Origin of the sequence: Sanguibacteroides justesenii, from assembly GCF_003204205.1 — a bacterium.
GTDB lineage: Bacteria > Bacteroidota > Bacteroidia > Bacteroidales > Marinifilaceae > Gabonibacter > Gabonibacter massiliensis.
Genome location: NZ_QJPL01000002.1, coordinates 282,963 through 304,569, shown reverse-complemented (window position 1 = coordinate 304,569; position 21,607 = coordinate 282,963). Strand labels below are relative to the sequence as shown.

Here is a 21,607-nt window from a genome sequence, read left to right as displayed (position 1 = left end):
ATGAAAAAAATCAACTTCAAACCGTTATATCCGCATTTCATTGCACTAATTCTTTTTATTATCATTTCATATGCTTATTTCCCCGCCCTTTTCGAAGGCAAAATCGTGCACCAGTCGGATATCTCTTCCTGGAGAGGAGCCGCCAACGAGATTCTTGAATTTCAAAAGAAGACCGGAGAGGAGACACTATGGACGAACTCCATGTTCAGCGGTATGCCCACCACTATGATCCTCACGAAATATAAAGGGAATTACTTGGAATATATATATAAACAATTATTTATCGGCTCTCGTCCGGCAAGCTACCTTATTATCGCACTCTTCAGCTTTTATTTGCTGATGTTAGCGTTTGGCGTAAATACCTGGTTAGCGATTGCAGGCGCTTTAGCTTTCGGCTTTTGTTCCTACAACTTCCAGATCCTGTTAGTGGGACACAATGCTAAAATGATGGCTATCGCTTTTATGCCGCTTGTCCTGGCAGGAGTCGTCTACGCCTTCCGAAAAAAACGGTTGTTAGGCGCTCTGTTATTCGGTTTGGCCCTTTCGTTCGAGATCACGGCAAATCATCCTCAGATTACCTTCTACCTGGCATTTATCATTATTGCCTATGGTATAGGACAACTCTATACAGCCATTAAAAACAAAACATTACCCGCTTTCCTTAAAACGGCACTTCTATTAGTGGTTGCGGCCGGATTGGCAGCCGGAACCAATGTCAATCATCTATGGCCCACCTGGGAATACGGGAAATATACCATGCGGGGAGGTTCCGAATTAACCTCCGACGATCCATCCGCCAAAACGAAAGGCTTGGACAAAGAGTACGCCACCGCTTGGAGCTACGGGATAGACGAAACATTGAATTTATTGATACCCAATTTCAAAGGAGGCAGCTCTCAAGGAGGATTGGGCACCGGCTCGGAAACTTACAAATATTTGAAACAACAAGGAGTAAAAGAAGTCGATCAAGTGATCCGACAGTTAGGAACCTATTGGGGACAACAACCCTTTACGGCCGGTCCGATGTATATGGGGGCCATTGCCGTCTTTCTTTTCGTATTGGGGATCGTTCTGATCAAGGGGCCGATGAAATGGTGGATCGTAGGAGTCTCTTTATTAGCTCTATTCTTGGGTTGGGGACGACATTTCATGTTCTTCTCCAATATCTTTTACGATTATGTACCTCTATACAATAAATTCAGGGTACCTTCCATGATCCTGATCATTCTGCAACTAACGATTCCCTTGTTGGGCATTTATACCTTAAACCAAATATTCAATCAAAAATTCGACAAAAAAACCTTAGTCAAAGGATTAAAAATTGCTATTGGTATTACCGGAGGTATTTGTGCCGTCTTCGCCCTGATTCCCGGTCTGGCCGGTAATTTTACCGCTCCCGTAGATCAACAGTACTATGACTGGTTACGGGCATTGGTGATTCAGGACAGAATATCCATGTTACGGGCCGACGCATTCCGCTCTTTAATCTTTATTCTTTTAGCAGGAACCGTTATCTGGGCGGGAGTGATCCAAAAATTAAAATTCTCTCAAATGGCCATTATCCTCAGTCTTCTGATATTGACGGACATGTGGACCATCGACAAACGTTACCTGAACAACAGTCATTTCGTTACTCAAAAAGAATTTAATAATCAATTCCGGGCTCGCCCGGTCGATCTGGAAATCTTAAAAGACAATGACCCGAATTACCGGGTACTGGATTTAGCCGTAAACGTGTTCAACGATTCCCATTCCAGCTATTTCCACAAAACCATCGGCGGTTATAGTGCGGCAAAATTACAGCGCTATCAGGATATCATCGATTACTTTATTATTCCCGAGATTCAATCTTTCCAAAAAGACGCAAACGCAACTCAGACCCTCACGGGAATGGAGGAGAGCTTGAAGAGGCAAAAAGTGTTGAATATGCTTAACACGAAATACATTATATTGAATACCAATGCCTCTATTGAAAACAGATCCGCCCTTGGGAATGCTTGGTTTGTACAAGATTATAAATTAGTGAACACGCCGAAAGAGGAGTTGGTCACCTTACAGGCGATAGATCCGGCTGAAATAGCCGTTATCAACGAAGAATTCAAACCGATTATTCAAGACAAAGGTTTCAACTACGACGAAAACGGAGAGATCGTGTTAACCGAATATGCACCCAACCGACTGGAGTACAAGAGTAAAGCCAACAATGAACAACTGGCCTTATTCAGTGAGGTCTACTACCCTAAAGGGTGGAAAGCGTATATCGACGGAGAGGAAACCGACCTTTTCAGAGCCAATTACATCCTAAGAGGAATGATTATTCCGGCAGGAGAACATACTATCGTATTCGAATATAAACCGGAATCTTATTATACGGGAGCCAAAATTTCAGCTATATGTTCCGGCATATTATTACTGTTACTGCTCGGGTATATCATCGTAGGTATAAAAAAGATTCTAATATCTCCTAAAACCACTATGAATTAAAGAGACAAAATACAAATAAGAAAATTCTGGTACGTTTTTTGCTCGAAAATGTCCCATAATGTTAATACATCTATAAATAATTTACTTTACATTTTCAAATACGTAAAGTATGGTTTAACCAGAAAAATAAACTATGAGAAATTACTTTATCCTTCTTTTTTTAACAGGCATACTGATATTAAATGCCTGTACTAAAGTAGATAAACTTAGTGACGAGGCCAATATTACTTCACTTGCCGTTACCGGAATAACTCCTCAAGGCATCAACATCGATCAGAACAATATAACCATCGAGAACAATATTGTTTCCATACCTTTGAACTACGGAAGAAAATTATTCCCGTTAACTTTATCTACTGAAATAAAATTTTCATCAACAACTGACGGAACAATGAGCACGAACGCCCAGCCGTTAAATCTGAAAGAATTTACATTCAACGATGTGTATACACCGCAAACTTTTTACCTGATTTCCGAAAGCGGTGTTCCTCATTTAGCCCAGATCATACTCATAGATCAACCGAACGCTGAAATTTCCGACTTTAAAATTACCAATTTCCCGGAAGATAAGGTAAGTACAAGAATCCGTGACAATTACGTTAGAATCGTCTTTAAGGACGCCATTGAAAAATGGCCTATCGATATCGAAGCACAAATCACCCGCATCGGAGAGTGGAAGGAGGGTTCCGATATTACTTCTTTCCATTTCACCCAACCGGGAGAAACTAAACACCTGACCCTGGTAGCCGACAACGGAGACGAAAGGGTATGGAACATCCAGATCGTACCTCCCATTGAAAATTCGGACTTCGAATTATGGATCAACGAGGGAACGATAGACGTAAATATTAATCCCATTCCGGGTAAAGGATTCGGCTGGGCGACCGCTAATAACATGTTCGTACAAGGGACTTTGCCCGTATCGAATAACGGGGGCAAAGCCGCCCAGATATCCACGGACATCCAAAGTATAGGTTTTATCGGAGACCTCGTTACAGCCGGAACCCTGTTCACCGGTTACTTCAAGATGAATATATCCAAATTAGACGATCCGAGAGCCATGACCTACTTCGGTATTCCTTTTATCAATAGACCGGCTTCTCTCTCCATAGATGTAAAATATAAACCGGGAAACACGTTACAGCAATCCGTTAAAAATAAAGACGGAAAATATGTTTTGACAGAAGCAAAAGGAATAGACGAGGGACGTATATGGGTTAAATTATTACACTGGAACGGGGAAGGTGAATTGGAGTATCACGATAGAGACATACCGGATCTGACCGTCATTGGAGAAGGAGATTATGTTCTTAAAGGATCGGATCTCTCCCTACGCGACTGGAAGAATATAGTCATTCCTATCAAATATACTTCCGATCTGGAACCCACTCACATCAGTATTGTCATGACTTCCAGCAACAAAGGAGACCTTTTTATCGGTGCCAAAGGAAGTACATTAACTGTTGATAACCTTACATTCAAATACTAATCTACCATGATGAAATATATATTTTTACCCGTTTTATTCATTTTTTGCTCCGTTACCCTTTTTGCGCGAAAAACGGAACAAACGCTCCCATCCGCTAAACAGGATAGTATCGATCGTAAAAATGTTGAATACAGGTTTGCCTTAGGAGTCCAATTGGGAACCGATATCGGGGGAGCCATCCCTTTTCCCTTCAGTAATGTTCCCGAACCATTCAATCCTTATCCGAAACTTTCTCCCTCTTTAGGTGCGAAATTCACCTTCCCCGTAGATCGTTACTGGACCGTCGGAGCTGAAATAACCTACAAAAAAGTTGCCATCGATGCGGACGCAAGAATAGAAAACCAACGTTTCAACGATGCCAAAAACGATGTTATCGCCCGTTTCACGGGATCGGCTGAAATGAATATGGACTTTACCATGATGGAAGTACCTCTCTACTTCAAATACACGTTCCGGAATCAAAAAGACCGCATCCTTGCAGGAGGTTATTTTGCCTGGGTCATTAAAGGTAAGTTCAATGTAACGGTAAACAAAGGTTTTATGATGGACGACAACGGAGTCTACACGGGAGCCATCGACGACGAACCGCTAAAAATTAACTTTAGCGACATTCTGGATACTTGGGATGCGGGACTGATTGCAGGATACGAGCGCAAATTATTTTCCAGAGTAGAGATCGGATTACGTGTATCCTGGGGATTCAAGGATATTTTCAAACCGAGCAATCAATATTTCGATTACAAAATGCTCCAGATACGAGGAGCTTTAGTCGTAAGTTATAACCTGTTCGATATAAAACCTCCCCGTCTCAATCCTTTCCGGCATAAAAACATATAATAACCCACGGGGACGGGTACAATGCTATTTTAATTGTAGATTTTAGATCGACGATTGTAAATTAAAAAACAACGAAATCAGGGGATTAAGTGTGATTAAAAGAATTTGCGATTTATGACTTAAAGACAGCAAAATTGGAATTGAAGCAAGTATCAATTTACAATCTACAATTTAAAATTTACAATTAGACGGATTTCGTCATTGAGATTTCGAATTGTAGATTGACGATTCAAAGAGGGCAGGAGCAAAAATTCAATCGCAAATCAAAATCTTTCAGACTCGTACACTACCCTATTCATCTACCATGGCCCATTAATCAGCTTCTATCAGTTTATATAACTTATCACCTCTGCGCAAAAACGGTTCGACAGGCATAGAAAAAAGAGAACCTTTACCGACTTGTCGAACCGGTTGTAAATCAACCCGAATTTCCGGGACATGCATTTGCACGACTCCTGTTGTCGGTCCCATAATCAAAATTTCATCCCCGACTCTCAGATCATAAGACTCTAACTTAAATTCACCCACGTGCAGCTTCGTAAAATAATTGGTCACTTTCCCGATACACACCTTTTTTTTCGTGGCTTTCGAACCGTATACCTCACTCCACTCACCCAAACGTTGCCCCAGATAATATCCATTCCAGAATCCCCGGTTAAACACGGTTGAGAGCCGTTCTTTCCAATGTTCGATCTTTTCGGCGGAATAACTACCGTCCGCATAAGCATCTATTGCTTCGTTGTAACACTCGCAAACCGTTTTCACGTATTCGGCGGAGCGGGCCCGTCCCTCAATTTTAAATACCCGTACTCCGGCATCTATCAGTTTATTAATAAAACCTATCGTACACAAATCTTTAGGCGACATGATGTACTTTCCGTCTACTTCCAATTCCACCTCGCTATCCGTATCTTTCACCGTATACGAACGGCGGCATATCTGATAGCAGGCTCCCCGGTTGGCAGAAGCATTCATCTCATGCAAACTCAAATAACACTTGCCGGAAACGGCCATACACAATGCCCCATGCGCAAACATTTCGATTTGCATGAGCTCTCCTTTGGGACCTCTTAAATCCTGTGCCACAATCTGGCGATGAATCGTCATGACCTGATCCAAATCCAATTCCCGGGCCAATACAACCACATCGGCAAATTGAGAATAAAATTTAACCGCCTCAAAATTAGTAATATTGCACTGCGTGCTGATATGCACCTCCACACCGATGGAACGGGCGTAAAGAATAGCTGCCATATCCGAAGCAATGATAGCCGTCAAACCGGACTCTTTCACGCAATCGATAATCCGGCGCATCTTCTCCAATTCATTATTATAGATAATCGTATTAACGGTCAGATAAGTCTTCACTCCCTTTTCCCTGCATTTTTCAACGATACACTTTAGATCCTCCAACGTGAAATTGGCCGAAGAACGGGAACGCATATTCAATCCCTCCACGCCGAAATAAACGGAATTCGCTCCTGCCTGCAAGGCAGCCTCCAAAGATTCATAAGAGCCAACGGGAGCCATTATCTCAAAATCTGTTCTTTTCATACGCAACATTTAGAACGACAAAAGTACATTTGTTCATCGAAAATAAAAACTGAAATTGAAAATTAGTGTATTGGAGAAGCCAAACCATTGAATCTATCTCTTGAAGAAATCGTATATCTCAATAAAACGAAAGAACACGCTTATGACACATCCGCAACCTCCCACACTCGTTCAAGCCGTTATCCCCATCCTCTTTTTAATTGGATTACTGTTTTTAAACGTCCTTTATTTTGAAGATCCATTGGGAGGAGCCAACCAAATCGCACTTATGATCACCGCGACTCTCAGCGGCCTGATCGCTTGGCATAATCACGTGGACTGGAATCACCTGCAAGGTAAAATTCTCAGTACCATTCATTCAGCCATGCCGGCTATTCTGATCCTCCTCCTGATAGGAGCCTTAAGTGGAACTTGGATGTTAAGCGGAGTTATTCCCACGATGATCTACTACGGAATAGACCTGATGTCCCCCTCTTATTTTCTTGTTGCTTCCGTAGTCATATCCGGGATTGTTTCCCTGGCAACCGGAAGCTCTTGGTCCACGATTGCCACCGTGGGGGTCGCAATCATCGGAATAGGACACGCTTTCGATATGAATTCGGGGATTGTTGCCGGCGCAATCATTTCCGGTGCTTATTTCGGCGATAAAATGTCTCCCCTTTCCGACACGACCAATCTGGCCCCGGCAATTGCCGGCACCGATCTGTTTACCCACATTCGCTACATGATTTACACGACAGTACCGACTTTAATCATTACTTTGATCATTTTTGCCATCATCGGATTAACCCACACCAATGAAATAAATTTAACCAGTACAGACGACATCAAAACCGGCATCGCCGAAACTTTCCGGATTACTCCCTGGCTACTGTCCGTTCCCCTCCTATTAGCGTTCATTATCATCAAAAAAATTCCTCCCATCCCGGCAATGTTAATTGGTATTGCTTTAGGCGTTCTATTTGCTCTGCTTTTTCAAACCGAATTACTCGAGAACTTAATAAAAGGAGAAACGTTCACCAACAAATATCAACTTATCCTGCAAGTGATTTCCAGTAAAATGGAGTTATCAACGGGCTCTCCCGACATCGACCGTTTACTCTCTACCCGAGGAATGGAAGGAATGCTCAGTACGGTATGGTTGATCCTGATGGCGATGATTTTCAGCGGAGTGATGGAAGCCGGAGGATCCCTGAAAAGAATAAGCGAAGCCATGGTTAACTATATTAAGAACGACACTTCGCTCGTGGCGACAACCATCGGTTCTTGTATCCTTTTCAATATCTCAGCTTGCGATCAATATCTGTCTATTGTCGTACCGGGAAAAATGATGCAAAAGATTTATAAAGAACATAGGCTTAAACCTGAAGTTCTAAGCCGGGCGTTGGAAGATTCGGCCACCGTTACCTCTGTCTTAATCCCGTGGAACACATGCGGAGCAACCCAATCACGCGTATTAGGGGTCGCTACTTTCGATTATCTTCCCTATTGCTTCTTCAATTTAATCAGCCCGTTTATGAATATCTTTATTACCGCTATCCACTATAAAATCCGAAAAATATCGAAACGATAAACCACGAATACACATCATATTAATAATTAAAAAACCATCCATACGATAAAATAACTATATTTTTAGTTTGGAAACTAAAATATTAGTTCTATATTCGTTTGCACATACAAAATATAAAACAATGAGAGAATTAACAAGAGCAGAAGAACAAGTCATGCAGATCCTTTGGGATCTGGACAAAGCCTTTGTCAAAGAGATCGTAGAGAAATTTGCCGACCCTAAACCGGCCTATAATACGGTCTCTACTATTATCCGAATTTTGCAGGAAAAAGGATTCGTAGACCATGAAACTTTTGGAAAAAGTCACCGATATTTCCCTCTTGTGGACAAAGAGACATACACCCGAAAATTCCTGAGGAATTTTGTAGGGAACTATTTTGAAAACTCTTATTCGCAAATGGTTTCTTTTCTCACCCGCTCGGAAAATATCGATTTGAAGGAGTTGGAAGACATCCTGCAAAAAGTAAAAGAAGCTCAACAGGCCGAACGAAAAAAATAGAGTCATGATACCCTTCTTACCTTATATCGTTAAGTCGACAATCATATTGATTGTTTTATTGGGATACTATCAACTGGTGTTGCAAAAACAAACTTTTTACAATACCAACCGTTTTTACCTACTCGGCATCCTGCTAATGGCTCAACTTATTCCGTTCATTCAAATAACAATTCCTTTCCGCTCCTTTATGGAGAGTCAGGGAATCATGGACAATCCGTTTGCTGCCATTTTCTTAACCGATACAAATGTCGAAGCTTCTGTTTCGACTCCCAATTACTGGATTTGGATCTATTTTTCCGGAGTAATCGTCGTATCCGTTAAATTCGCTTTAGCCATTTTGCAATTAAGGCATTTAGTAAATACAAATCCATCTAAAAAAATACGAGGGATACGAATCGTTTTTCTTCCCCGATCCTATCCGAATTTTTCGTTTTTCCATTTACTCTTTGTCAATCAATCCGTAGAAGACGCTGAAACCCGGCAAAATACTTTCGCCCACGAAAAAATACACATACGCCAACTACACAGCTTGGATTTACTATTCATCCATCTTTTCTGCCTGATCAATTGGTTCAATCCTTTTGCATGGCTACTGAAAAGAGCCATAATCCAAAATCACGAATTCATCGCCGATCACCGGGTGATCCAAAAATATCAAACGGAAGGTTATCTTCGACTCATACTGAGCCAATCATTTAAAACCCATTTTTCTTTCACGAATCACTTTGCATGTTCCAACCTAAAGAAAAGAATAATTATGATGACAAAACAACAAACCCAAAAGTACAAAGTATGGAATTACGTACCAGCCACTTTACTCTGTGGATTTCTCTTTATTACTTTTTCCTGTCAAACGGAAGAATCAAACTCTCAGGAGCAAAATGTCACACAAACACTTAATTTAAGTAACGTTACCGCAGATACGACAGATACTTTCGTTACGGTACAAGATATGCCCGTTTTTCCTGAAGGGGATATCGTCAAATGGATCAATCAAAAGACCAAATACCCGGCCGAAGCCCAGAGAAAAGGATTAGAAGGCAAAGTAGTTATCCAATTTATAGTAGCGAAAGACGGTAGTGTTAAGGATATAAAAATTGTTAGAGGAGTAGAAGAAACATTAGACGCAGAGGCCGTTAGAGTTATCCAGTCCATGCCAAAATGGAAACCGGGGAAAGTAAACGGAAAAGCGGTGAACGTCTCTTTCACCGTGCCGATTAATTTCCAAATTAAGGATTTATAAACACGACAAAAAACAAAATTCCGGACGGAGAGTCTCCTTCTTTATCGACTACTAAAAATATATCGTAAAGGAAAACTCGAAAAGAATAGATTGAAATAAAGTTTTTTATACCTTTGTAATCAATAGGCAAAATAACATTAAATCACAATTTATATGAACGAGGAAGTACAATTTTATCTTGACGAAGCCAAAGAAAGAATGGAAGCTGCTCTGAATCATTTAGAAACAGAATTAAGTAAAATCAGAGCGGGAAGAGCTAACCCGAAAATCTTACAAGATGTCATGGTAGATTATTACGGAAGTCTTACCCCGTTAAATCAAGTTGCCAACATTTCCAGTCCGGACCCTCGGACGATCTCCGTACAACCGTGGGAAAAAAGCATGATTGCTCCCATCGAAAGAGCCATCATGGCAGCCAACTTGGGATTAAACCCGGATAACAACGGAGAAACCATACGAATCAATATTCCGTCTTTAACGGAAGAGCGTCGTCGTGATTTGGTAAAGCAAAGTAAGGGAGAAACAGAAACCGCCAAAGTCAGTATACGGAATGCACGGCGCGATGCCATAGAACAGGTAAAGAAAATGGTTAAAGACGGACTTCCCGAGGATGAGGCCAAAGATGCCGAAGCTGTCGCTCAGAAGCTAACCGACGAATACGGTAAAAAAGTAGACGAGTATTTCGCTAAAAAAGAGAAAGACATTATGACTATCTAACTCGGCTATCCCCGACAGGCTTTACGTTCCAATGGGAATATTTTGCTCGAATGAATAATGCCGTCCGTCATTTGCCGGGCGGCCCCTTTAGTTTATAATACGATACATATTGCCCCACCTTCAATTATCGTGAAGATGAATCAACTCGTAAAAATCATAATACCTGTCTATAAAACGGATCTGAATCGTACGGATATTATTTCATTAAATCAAGCAGTTAAGGTATTAAACCATTATCCTAAAGTCATCATCAAACCGAACAGCTTAGATGTGACGGAAGTGTTAGACTTGTATCCCGATACTTTCGAAATTGAAAGTTTCGACGATCACTATTTTGCCAATATTGCAGGCTATAACCGTTTAATGCTTTCAGCTGAATTTTACGAACGATTTCTTCACGTGAAATACATTTTGATTTATCAATTGGATGCTTTTGTTTTCCGGGATGAGCTCACCCAATGGTGTCAACGGGGTTACGATTATATCGGAGCCCCCTGGTTATGTAAATTGAAGTACCGGAGGTTCCCCTTGAACTTTTTTCTAAAACTTCGGGGAGCAGTCTATTCCCTTGCGGGAATAAAACACAGGCAGCAATGTTTTTTCAAAGTCGGGAACGGTGGATTCTCTTTACGCAAGGTTGATACGTGTTATCGCAAAACAATAGAGATGCAATCACGCATTCACACCTATCTTTCCCGTGTCGGCGAAAGCAGCCAATTCAACGAAGATGTCTTTTGGGCTTTGGAAGCAACGAAAAACAACGACTTCTCCATACCGACCTGGCAGGAAGCAATACATTTCTCATTCGACCTATTCCCGAAAATCTGTTTTCAATTCGCTCAAAAGCAACTCCCTTTCGGTTGCCACCGCTGGAACAAAGAGTTGAATTTTTGGAAAGACTATATCAATCTCCCCGATTAAGTAATAACTCGACATGATCCACAATCATTTGCGGTGTTATATTCCGAATATAATCTTCCTCATTGATCATATTGTTCTCCACTTTCAAGGCGATACCGAAATCGACCTTGGGAAGGATCGTAGAGGTCGGACTCGTGGAGAGTCCCAAAAGAGCCACAAATTTCGTGTGAACCGCTGCAGCGATATGCATGGCAGAAGAATCGATGGTAATCAACGCATCTAAATTGGCTATCGTCGTTACAAATTCCCCCACGGAAGTTTTTCCGGTCAGGTTGATAACACTATCCAATTTCACCCGTTTCAAATAGGAAGCATGAATCCCCGCATCGTTACGGTCTCCTATCAAAACAAGATTATAGCCGTTTAACAATTTCAACAATTCAAGCGACAAACTTTCCGGATATCTTCTATATTTCTTATTTATACCTCCCAAATACAAACCGATTACCTGTTTATTATCCGGGAAATAAAACGTCTTCTCTTGTTTATAGAATAATCTCAAAGGCGGAAGGTAAATATATTTATTATTGAAATACTTATTCACGAGCATAGCATACCGATTGATATAATGCACGTTACGATTTAATGGCATCTTAAAATCCAATAAAAAACCCCTTCCTTCATTTTTGTATCCGATAAGGCATTTTACCAAAGCCAGTTTAAATATAAAAACAGAAATAAATGTATTCGTAAATAGGATACCCAAGTCGTATTTACCCTGATAAATCCGTTTGACGAAAGTAAGGTAATTTTTTCTTCCTTTCTCAAAACAAATAAAATCATCGATTCGAGGATCATGTTCAAATATATCTTTTATAAAAGAAAGGCCCAACAAGGTTATCCTCGAATCCGGATACTCCTGTTTTAATAAGTCTATCGCAGGAAGTGTATTTATTGAATCCCCAATAAAATTAGGCATTCTAATAATAATGTTTTTCATATACAATTCTTTATCCCTTCTTTTTCACAAACATCCTTTTAAAAGGATATACTAATCCATATAGAAATAGTTTCACAAAGTTAATATATAAATAAGGGCAACTCCAATAATGTTTAAAAATAATGCGAAAAGTTCCTTTCGTTTCGAAACAATACATCTCTCTATCTTTGATATAGATACGTTTAAGCCAAAGATAAAGATGCCCTTTAAAAAGTTTGCGCTTCTCCTGTTTAAACACATTGAAAGAGAGGGCGCCGCTCCGGAGATACTCCTGATAGATACCTATATAGTTCTCTACAAATATTTTAAAAAAATTATATCCTCCTTTCTTACTGGGTGGAAGCGTTTCATAAAGATCTTCCCGGTAGACTACGGTAGGGCTCTTTTCATTCACGATTCTCAGCGTCCAATCCATTTGGCTCAACTGTAAAGATCGGCAACGTTCCTTATCGGGTAGGGCCTCAAAACATTCTCTCCATGTACCGAAATGCCCAATCCAAGTAGACCAGAAAGAGACTTTCTCCACAAAATCGTCCAATGAATAACATACGGCCTCGTTAAACTCCGGTTTTGATACCCTCGTATAAAAGAACAAATTCTCACCGGACTCCTTGTGCTTTTCTATCCTCTCCAACAAATAACCGAGTGTACCTGCTTTCAATATGGAATAGTCATTCAATAACTTCACGTACCTACCCGTCCCTAAAGACAAAACCAACTCGAAATTGGCATCGCGAATATTCTCCGGGTTCCTGTGATACACAACATTCGGGTAAGACGAGGAGTATTTTTTTACCACTTCAGGCGTTGCGTCCGTAGAACAATTATCCGAAACGATTACCTCAACCCGCTCGTCGAACTCCTTATCGCACACAATGCGAGAGAGTACCGCATCCAAGATCTCACACCTGTTATAAGTAGGAATACAAAGAGATAATAATTTTTCCATCTCTATCCGTGTCTAAAAAAACAATAACAACTCTTCTATATTCGCCAATACATTCGTACGACTCTTCTCTAAATCGGTCGAAAGCAAGAAAGAGGAACAACCGAAATTTTGAGCCATCCGGATATCAGATTCATACGAATCTCCTATCAAAGCAATCTCCCGAGGGTTTAATCGAAATCTATCGGACACCATAGATAACATATAGGTATTAGGTTTGCCTATCACCACGTCCACCTCCCGTTCACAAGCCACCTCCATCGCACGTACAATAGCCCCGCACCCCGGATACCTTATGCCTCCGCCGACAGGATAATTCTTATCCAAATTACAAGCTATTAGCTTAGCTTCCGGATACCTGTCTATCATTTTCAATGCCTCCGCGAGCCTGTTATAATCGATACTCGTATCGAGTCCCAGCACGATGGCCTCTACCTTGCAATTTTCCTTCTCGGAGTACTCGACCACGTTACACGCTTTTCCTATCTCGCGTTTCAACCCGGCCGTTCCCAAGCAATAGACATTCTTATATCCTTCTCTACATACAAAATCTACGGTTACCGTCAAAGAGGAGAAAATCTCCTCTTCTTCAGCCTCATATCCCAATCTTACTAATTTATTTTTTAACTCGATTTCGTTCTTGGAAGAATTATTGGTAAGATATAATAACCGATATCCTTTGTTCTTCAACTGTTTCAAAACCTCCGGTGCCCCGTCAACAGCCTTATCACCATTGTATAAGGTGCCATCCAGATCAAAAGCGAGTGTTGTTACCTTCAATTCATTTTCTCTTTTAATAATTTCCACCGGCTTCTTCGATTAATTTTTTGTAACGAGCCTCAAGCATCACGATGCGATTAGCATCTTCCTCGTATATACTTTGGTAGAAATGACGTTTATTTTTCAACCACATCAATTCAAAGCCCACGGCTTTCAATATTCCTTTATCCGACTCTTTTCCCAAGGCTTCGGGACAAGCAAAAATAACCTTACGGGTTTCATATCCATGAAGAGTCCCTTGGGGTAAACGATTGAAGAACGGTATGGATGCCGCAGAAACTCCTCCGCCTATAATACACTCCAATCCAGCTTTTTCAGCCCTTTTACACAGATCATCGGCAATTTTAAAAATCTCTTCCGAATTGATATCTTCCCGGGTCATCCCCATAGATCCTGTCATGTCTACCCGTCCCAATACAATACCTTTCAAATCCCCGATACAAGGCAATTCCAACATCCTATCAAAATTCCTATACCCATCGATCGTTTCGATATTTACCAAAAAATCCACATCGTTCCACTCCTCGTCGGGGAATACCAAGCGAGTAGCATGAAGAAATTTCTTCAAGGCATAAGGGGTCTCGATCATAGGCGCCACAATACGCTTTACTCCGATAGAACGCGCATCATACATATCCTTAATGGCCTCTCCTCCTCCAATCTTTATCGTCAGGTCCAATCCGGCCTTCGTTACCACTTCTTTCAATCGCAGAGCCTCTTCCATACGCGTCCCTTCAGCCTCAAACTCTGCCTTAATGCCAATCACATGATAATTTTCTTTTAAGTCGATCAAAGTTTCGACCATCTTATGTTCAAGAGCATTCATAACTATTCATTTAATGGTTTTATAATCATATTTTCTAAAAATTCTTCCCGGGAAAGAAAAGGATACAGGTCTTCCAACGGTTTGGAAACCATCCGGCCGTCCTCTTTCCTCACGGATGAGGTTTTCGGTATAAACTTGTAATCATCCAACAGATCAACGACACACACCATCGGCGTATTGTCCCGCAATAATTCGGGTAACACCCGCTCCATCTCCTCGTGAGAAGAAATGGAAAGTGTTTTAATACCGAAAGCCGTTCCGAGTTTGACAAAATCAGGAAAACCGACTCCACTATCCTCATTGCAACCGATATATTGTCCCGCAAAAAAATTATCCTGAGTCTGTTTAATAGAGATATACCCGTGATTATCCAATACAATCAGCTTAATAGGTAATTTATAATAGGCCATCGTCGCCATCTCCTGTAAGTTCATCATCAGACTGCCGTCCCCTGCCAGACAGATGATCTGCCGTTCAGGATGAGCAACGGCAGCCCCTATGGCGGCAGGCAAATCATATCCCATGGAAGCGCAGCCGGAATTCCATATATATTGCTGCCCTTTCTTCACTTCTCCAGCCTGAAAAAGCACCACGCACGCGGTTCCGTTTCCGGCGACAACAGTCGATTTATCAGATAAGCGACGGGTTAATTCCCTCATGAAATAATAAGGTTGAACTCTCTCCTTTGTATACTTATACTCTTCCGATACCGTAGGGTAACGTTGTTTCCTTACCTGACACCAGGCTAACCAGTCCGGCCAGGACCGCCTGGGAGTATAGGCTCGCAGGCGGTCAATAAACCACCCGGCATCGGCGCATATACCCATATCCACCCGAACCGTCGGTTTTCGAAGCTCTTCAGGATCGATATCCACGACCACGTGCTTACCCGCGCGTACATAGTATTCCCAATTATAACTTACCTGACGTATATTGTTTCTGGAACCTATCGTGATAACCAAATCAGCATTTTGAAGGGCAAAATTACCGGCTCTCGAACCTAATGTTCCTATTCGACCGATATAATTAGGATTCTCCTCTTCCAGAATATCCATTCCGTTAAACGTCGTAAGGACGGGTATATGAAATTTCTCCGCCAAAGCCCGAAAACGATCCGCAGCCTTAGCTATTTTTATTCCGTGTCCGGCCACAAATACGGGACGTTCGGCCTTTTCCAGCCACTCGAAAAAAAGAGTAAGATCCGGCTCCTCTTTTTTTATCGAAGAAGGACTATACTCTTTTTGAATCTTTTCATCCATAATCATCCCCTGAATATCCATGGGCACATCTATCCACACCGGACCGGGACGACCAGAGAGAGCCCGATCCACGGCTTCGTCCAAAACACTCTTCACCTCATCCAACGAGGTTATCTGTTTGGCAAACTTGGTGAGCGGTTTTACCACCTCGATAATATCCACCTCCTGATCTCCCAATTGACGAAGTCTGAGCCGAGGGTAATGGGTAACAGTCGTCTGTTGTTTTACCTGACCGGAAATATATAAAACGGGTACGGAATCCGTCCACTGCCCCATAAGTCCGGTCAACGTATTTAATCCGCCAGGACCAGTCGTCACATTAACCACCGCCAACCTGCCCGTCGAACGGGCATAAGCTTCAGCCGCAATAGCACAAGCCTGTTCATGATGATTACAGGTATATTGTAATCCTGCACAACGTCCGATAGCGTCGTTCAGGTGCATCGCACCACCCCCCGTAATCATAAATACATGTTCAACACGGTATTTCTCAACCAATCGCTTAAAAATATAATCACTTACTCTCATTATTTATCCACTAACAATAAATCTCTGTTTATATGAGCCTTATTATCGACATACCAACGGTATAACCGTGCAACGGCTTGTTCCAAAGGTGTGAATTTCAATCCGGGCATCTCTTCCGACAACCGGGTATTGGAACCACTATACTCTAACCCCTTTCCCTCTTTAGCGATAATGACAGGCAAATCTTTTCCGGATATACGCCTCACCATCAAAGCCAATTCATATAGAGAAACCGAAGAGGCCGGGGTAATATTATAAGCCTTGTATTTAGGCCGGGCTTCGATAAAATACTCTAACACCGTCATCAAATCCTCTACAAAAATATAATCAAAATTCCGATCCTGCTTTATCGTAATCGGCAAATCAAACAACGTCTTACAAATCGCATTCGAAATAAAACGAATCGCATAATCTTCATATTTTCCGAAAATTCCGAAGATTCGTAAATCGTATATATTCGAACTTTTTTCAATACACTTTTCACAGACATACTTGGAAAAACCGTGCTCATCTGCCGGAATATTTTGTCCATACTCCTCTTCCTTCATCTTGGGATGATAGTACCTCATATCATAAATCGCACCGGAGCCCAATACAATCATTTTTTCATACTCCTTCACGTGTCGTTCCAGATTAAAAAACATCCGGGTATTGTTATAAAACAATCCTTCACACGAAGCCGCATTCCGATGTCCCGGCTGACCGGCAGCATGTATCACCACATCCACCGAATGACGACGGAAATAGTCGTCAACCTCCTTCTCGTTGACAAGATTCAATTCCTTACTCGAAGGAGTCAACAGACGATACCGTTCGGAAAGGAAACTCTCCTTTATATTCTTACCGATAAAACCATTCGAACCTGTTAATAAAATCGTTTTATTCATGCTCATGGCAGAACGCTTTAATTTCTTTTATCATATAGTCGAGCATAGGTTTCTTCATGCCGGGATAAACACCTATCCACAAAGAGTTCGTCATCACCAGATCCGTATTTTTCAACTCTCCGACCACACGGAAACCTTCTCCGCTTTTACGCATCTCATCGAAACAAGGATGTTTGATCAAATTCCCGGCAAACAACATTCGGGTTTGAATATGATGTCTCTCAAGATGGTGAACCAGATCATTACGGGTAAAACCGGCATTTTCTTTTACAAAGATTAAAAATCCGAACCAACTGGGATCAGCATTTCCGGTAGGCTCTGCAAAAATCAACCGATCCTCCAAACCTCTTAACCCCTCCCTCAAATAAGTCCAGTTTTGTTTTCTGGCCTCCACGATAGCCGGAATTTTTCTCAACTGCGCACATCCTATTGCAGCCTGCATATCCGTGACCTTCAGGTTATATCCGAAATGCGAATAGACGTATTTATGGTCATAACCGAGAGGAAGTTCTCCGAATTGCTGGGTAAAACGTATTCCGCAGGTATTATCTTTTCCTGAATCGCACCAACAATCCCTTCCCCAATCCCGGAACGAATTTACTATCCGGTGCAGTAACAAATTATTGGTATAAACGGCTCCGCCCTCCCCCATCGTGATATGATGAGGCGGATAAAAGCTGGAAGTACCTATATCACCTATGGTCCCCGTGTATTTCCACTCTCCGTCCAGTCGGTATTTGGAACCCAATGCATCGCAATTATCCTCGATTAGCCACAATTGATGGCGATCACAAAAATCTCTTACCGCCTTTAAATCAAAGGGATTACCCAACGTATGAGCTACCATCACCGCTTTCGTCCTCGGCGAATAAGCCCGCTCCAACAAGGTCACGTCAATATTATACGTGGGTAACATGATATCCACGAAAACAGGCACGGCCCCATAAATGATAAAAGGGGTCACCGTTGTCGGAAAACCGGCCGCAACCGTTATCACCTCATCCCCTCTTTTTACTTGTCTCTCCTTTAACTTCGGAGAGGTCAAGGTCATAAAAGCCAACAAATTGGCAGACGATCCGGAATTGGTTAAAGAACAAAATTTCACACCTAAAAACTTGGCAAATTCCCGCTCGAATTCCGAAGCATAACGTCCGGTCGTCAACCAGAAATCCAAAGAAGCATTCACTAAATTTTCCAATTCATCCTGATCGAAAAAACGTCCCCCGTAACCGATCCTGTCTCCTTCCTTAAATTCAGTCTCTTTCTCCTTAAATTCCTCTATGTAATACTCCCTTACGAGCTTCAAGATTTGTTCTCTTTTCGTATTCATGATCTTTCAAAAAAATTTTTTATCTGCTTTTCCGTGTACTCCCGTATATTTCCGGGATCCTCATTATAGTTTTTATACCATTCCAAGGTCCATTTCAACGCTTCGGAAGCATTCAACCGGGGATACCATTTCAATTCTTTATTAGCCAACGATATATCCAATCTCAACATATTCGCCTCATGCAACACTCGCGTATCCTGCCGTACGACATACTCCCCTTCTCCCCAAATTTCAATGGCCGACTTTGTCATCTCCTCTACCGTCAACGTGTCGTGAGACCAAGGCCCGAAATTATAGGCGTTGGACATTTCCCCGTACCTCTCGGATGCCATGGCCCCCAATAACAAATAGCCATATAACGGTTCCAAGACATGTTGCCACGGACGAACAGCTCCCGGGTTTCTCAGAACAATCTCTTTCTTTTCCTGGAGAGCCCGGATGATATCCGGAACCAAACGATCCTTGGCCCAATCTCCTCCGCCGATAACATTACCCGCCCGGGCTACGACCAAAGCTTTATGATGTTCCCCGTAACTTTCGGTATTAAAAAACGAATTCCGATAAGAATCGATTACCAACTCGGCACAAGCCTTACTCGCGCTATACGGATCATACCCTCCCAACCTGTCATTCTCCCGGTAGGCATAGGGCCATTCGTAATTATAATACACTTTATCCGTGGTAATCAACACGACGGTACACTTGTGTTGCCATCTCCTTAAGACATCCAACAAATGAGCCGTCCCGATACTGTTTACGGCAAAAGTCTCCACCGGGAATTCATAAGACAAACGAACAATAGGCTGAGCCGCCAGATGAAAGATAAAATCAGGTTCAAACGTTGTAATTTCCCGGGACAGACGCTTAGCATCCATCAAATCCCCGATCACGGAGGTAGCTATCTCCTCTACCTTTAAAACGTCGTATAAGTTGGGAGATGTTTCCGGAGCCAAAGCATATCCCTTTACCCGAGCTCCTAACATTGAGAGTATCTTGATCAACCATGCGCCTTTAAAGCCGGTATGGCCCGTCACCAAAACCTTTTTCCCGTTATAAGGGTTCTCTTTCCAATCCATACGTCAACAATTACGTTACCAAACTTTCCAAACAGCCTCTCCCGATTCCCACATCTTATTCAAATCTTCCTTATCTTTCAACGTATCCATAGGTTTCCAAAAACCGGCATGTTTGAAAGCCATCATCTGATGTTGTTGTGCAATTCGCTCCATGGGCTCTCTCTCCCAGGTAATATGATCTCCTTCGATAAAATCAAACACTCCCGGCTCGCACACAAAATACCCCCCGTTAATCCAGGCTCCGTCTCCCTTAGGCTTTTCAATAAAAGATTTAACACTATTCTCCTTCTCTATCGTGATAGCACCGAAACGACCAGTCGGCTGAATGGTCGTTACCGTGCATAACTTCTTATGGTTTTTATGAAAACGGAGCAGTTCCCCGATATTTACGTCTGATACACCATCTCCATAAGTCAGCATGAAGGTCTCGTCACCTATGTATTTTTGAATCCGTTTGATACGACCTCCCGTCATCGTGTTCAACCCCGTATCGATCAACGTTACCTTCCACGGTTCCACATCCGTATCCAGTATCTCCAAAGAATTCCGTTGCAGATCGATCATCAGATTGGAACGATACATACAATAATTTGCAAAAAACTCCTTGATTATATGACCTTTATAACCTAAACAAATAATAAATTCATTCACTCCGTAGTGAGAATAAGTCTTCATGATATGCCACAAAATAGGCATTCCTCCGATCTCAACCATAGGTTTCGGTTTGATTCCCGTCTCTTCACTCAACCGGGTTCCTAATCCCCCTGCCAATATAACTGCTTTCATCTATTAATAAATTTAGAACACCAAATTTTGTTCAAAGATAACGCTTAATAATCAGAATTACCTTCATTCCGTTAAACAAAAAAATGACAATTGACGATTGTAGATTAAGAACTTCGGCGCTTGAATGACGAAACGATCCATTTCCAATCACCGAATTATCAAATCATAGCATATAAATCCCTTAATCTTGGAGGATTTTCTTCAAATCTTCCGGCGTATCGATTCCGATAGATTCATGATGAGTGATGCTCACGGCTATCTTATAACCGTTCTCCAACCAACGTAATTGCTCTAAAGATTCGGCTTTCTCCAGTATCCCCTGCGGAATTCGGGTGATACTTTCCAATACTACCGGACGATAGGCATACATTCCCACGTGTTTATAATAAGGAGTGCGCGTCAGCCATTCACCTTGGTCTACTCCTCGACAAAACGGAATAGGGCAGCGACTAAAATAAAGGGCCATATGTTGTTGGGAAAAAACGATCTTCACCTTATTGGGATCAAATATTTCTTCATTCTTTTCAAAAGGTTTGGCCAAAGTCGCAATCTGAATGTCTGGCTCCTCGAACCTCGATATCAAGGCCTCTATCTGTTCCGGCAGAATAAAAGGTTCATCTCCCTGAACATTTACAATAACCTCGAAATCCTGTTGCAAAAGTTCTTTCACTTTTTGATAGGCCTCATAACAACGATCGGTCCCGCTTTTATGAGTTGTTGCCGTCATCACGGCTCGACCTCCGAACCGGATCACGGTATCGTAAATCCGTTCATCGTCCGTAGCCACATAAACATGTTCCGACACGGCCGTCGCTTTTTCATACACATGCTGTATCATCGGCTTCCCCGCTATTTCGACCAAAGGTTTCCCCGGAAATCGGGTAGAAGCATACCGGGCTGGAATTAATATTAAATTAGATTTGAGAATCATT

19 protein-coding genes are annotated in these 21,607 nt (G+C 41.9%); 8 read left to right on the top strand and 11 right to left on the bottom strand.

The annotated features are described in order from the left end of the window. From DMB45_RS04280 to DMB45_RS04270, 3 genes are all read left to right on the top strand, one after another. Entirely contained in the window at positions 1–2,484 is a 2,484-nt protein-coding gene (locus DMB45_RS04280; RefSeq protein WP_052634565.1) for a YfhO family protein, read from the top strand. 133 nt (positions 2,485–2,617) lie between these two features. Then, positions 2,618–3,973, top strand: a complete 1,356-nt coding sequence (locus DMB45_RS04275) for a PCMD domain-containing protein (RefSeq protein ID WP_041503318.1) — start codon at positions 2,618–2,620, stop codon at positions 3,971–3,973. A 6-nt stretch (positions 3,974–3,979) separates the two neighbouring features. Continuing rightward, on the top strand, positions 3,980–4,810 hold the full coding sequence (locus tag DMB45_RS04270) for an outer membrane beta-barrel protein (protein ID WP_041503317.1): 831 nt from the start codon (positions 3,980–3,982) through the stop codon (positions 4,808–4,810). A gap of 312 nt (positions 4,811–5,122) precedes the next feature. Here the strand turns inward: DMB45_RS04270 and DMB45_RS04265 are convergent, their stop codons facing one another. Further along, complete coding sequence (locus DMB45_RS04265; protein ID WP_041503316.1) at positions 5,123–6,364, bottom strand: peptidase U32 family protein; 1,242 nt, start codon at positions 6,362–6,364, stop codon at positions 5,123–5,125. 142 nt (positions 6,365–6,506) lie between these two features. Between DMB45_RS04265 and nhaC the strand changes: the two genes are divergently transcribed. The 5 genes from nhaC (at position 6,507) to DMB45_RS04240 (ending at position 11,317) form a co-directional block, all read left to right on the top strand. Beyond that, positions 6,507–7,937, top strand: a complete 1,431-nt coding sequence (gene nhaC, locus DMB45_RS04260; RefSeq protein ID WP_041503315.1) for a Na+/H+ antiporter NhaC — start codon at positions 6,507–6,509, stop codon at positions 7,935–7,937. 121 nt (positions 7,938–8,058) lie between these two features. Next, the gene (locus DMB45_RS04255) at positions 8,059–8,436 is read left to right on the top strand and encodes a BlaI/MecI/CopY family transcriptional regulator (RefSeq protein ID WP_041503314.1); all 378 of its coding nucleotides are present in this window, start codon (positions 8,059–8,061) and stop codon (positions 8,434–8,436) included. A 4-nt stretch (positions 8,437–8,440) separates the two neighbouring features. Further along, positions 8,441–9,679: a M56 family metallopeptidase gene (locus tag DMB45_RS04250; protein WP_110688485.1), complete on the top strand. Its 1,239-nt coding sequence runs from the start codon at positions 8,441–8,443 to the stop codon at positions 9,677–9,679. 153 nt (positions 9,680–9,832) lie between these two features. Further along, positions 9,833–10,396, top strand: a complete 564-nt coding sequence (frr, locus tag DMB45_RS04245) for a ribosome recycling factor (RefSeq protein WP_041503312.1) — start codon at positions 9,833–9,835, stop codon at positions 10,394–10,396. A 135-nt stretch (positions 10,397–10,531) separates the two neighbouring features. Then, entirely contained in the window at positions 10,532–11,317 is a 786-nt protein-coding gene (locus DMB45_RS04240) for a DUF5672 family protein (RefSeq protein WP_110688529.1), read from the top strand. On the opposite strand, the gene DMB45_RS04235 is transcribed toward DMB45_RS04240, so the two are convergent. The 10 genes from DMB45_RS04235 to kdsB form a co-directional block, all read right to left on the bottom strand. Beyond that, positions 11,301–12,257: a glycosyltransferase family 9 protein gene (locus DMB45_RS04235; RefSeq protein ID WP_110688484.1), complete on the bottom strand. Its 957-nt coding sequence runs from the start codon at positions 12,255–12,257 to the stop codon at positions 11,301–11,303. The two genes, DMB45_RS04240 and DMB45_RS04235, sit on opposite strands and share 17 nt — an antisense overlap. 10 nt (positions 12,258–12,267) lie before the next feature. Then, positions 12,268–13,206, bottom strand: coding sequence for a glycosyltransferase family 2 protein (locus DMB45_RS04230; protein ID WP_110688483.1), 939 nt, complete (start codon positions 13,204–13,206; stop codon positions 12,268–12,270). A 12-nt stretch (positions 13,207–13,218) separates the two neighbouring features. Beyond that, the gene (locus tag DMB45_RS04225) at positions 13,219–14,010 is read right to left on the bottom strand and encodes an HAD-IIA family hydrolase (protein ID WP_059026943.1); all 792 of its coding nucleotides are present in this window, start codon (positions 14,008–14,010) and stop codon (positions 13,219–13,221) included. Beyond that, positions 13,997–14,809 (bottom strand): aldolase/citrate lyase family protein, encoded by an 813-nt coding sequence (locus DMB45_RS04220; RefSeq protein WP_110688482.1) that lies wholly within the window; start codon positions 14,807–14,809, stop codon positions 13,997–13,999. The genes DMB45_RS04225 and DMB45_RS04220 overlap by 14 nt, the downstream gene beginning before the upstream one ends. A gap of 2 nt (positions 14,810–14,811) precedes the next feature. Further along, a complete protein-coding gene (locus DMB45_RS04215) occupies positions 14,812–16,596 on the bottom strand; it encodes a thiamine pyrophosphate-binding protein (RefSeq protein WP_181416487.1) in 1,785 nt (594 codons plus the stop codon). Further along, positions 16,596–17,489, bottom strand: coding sequence for an NAD-dependent epimerase/dehydratase family protein (locus DMB45_RS04210; protein ID WP_237143278.1), 894 nt, complete (start codon positions 17,487–17,489; stop codon positions 16,596–16,598). The genes DMB45_RS04215 and DMB45_RS04210 overlap by 1 nt, the downstream gene beginning before the upstream one ends. After that, entirely contained in the window at positions 17,476–18,813 is a 1,338-nt protein-coding gene (gene rfbH, locus DMB45_RS04205) for a lipopolysaccharide biosynthesis protein RfbH (RefSeq protein ID WP_059026936.1), read from the bottom strand. The genes DMB45_RS04210 and rfbH overlap by 14 nt, the downstream gene beginning before the upstream one ends. Further along, on the bottom strand, positions 18,810–19,889 hold the full coding sequence (rfbG, locus tag DMB45_RS04200) for a CDP-glucose 4,6-dehydratase (protein ID WP_110688479.1): 1,080 nt from the start codon (positions 19,887–19,889) through the stop codon (positions 18,810–18,812). The genes rfbH and rfbG overlap by 4 nt, the downstream gene beginning before the upstream one ends. Positions 19,890–19,904: 15 nt before the next feature. Further along, the gene (rfbF, locus tag DMB45_RS04195; protein ID WP_041503304.1) at positions 19,905–20,675 is read right to left on the bottom strand and encodes a glucose-1-phosphate cytidylyltransferase; all 771 of its coding nucleotides are present in this window, start codon (positions 20,673–20,675) and stop codon (positions 19,905–19,907) included. A gap of 181 nt (positions 20,676–20,856) precedes the next feature. Further along, positions 20,857–21,606: a 3-deoxy-manno-octulosonate cytidylyltransferase gene (gene kdsB / locus DMB45_RS04190; RefSeq protein ID WP_041503303.1), complete on the bottom strand. Its 750-nt coding sequence runs from the start codon at positions 21,604–21,606 to the stop codon at positions 20,857–20,859. Position 21,607 lies beyond the last annotated feature (1 nt).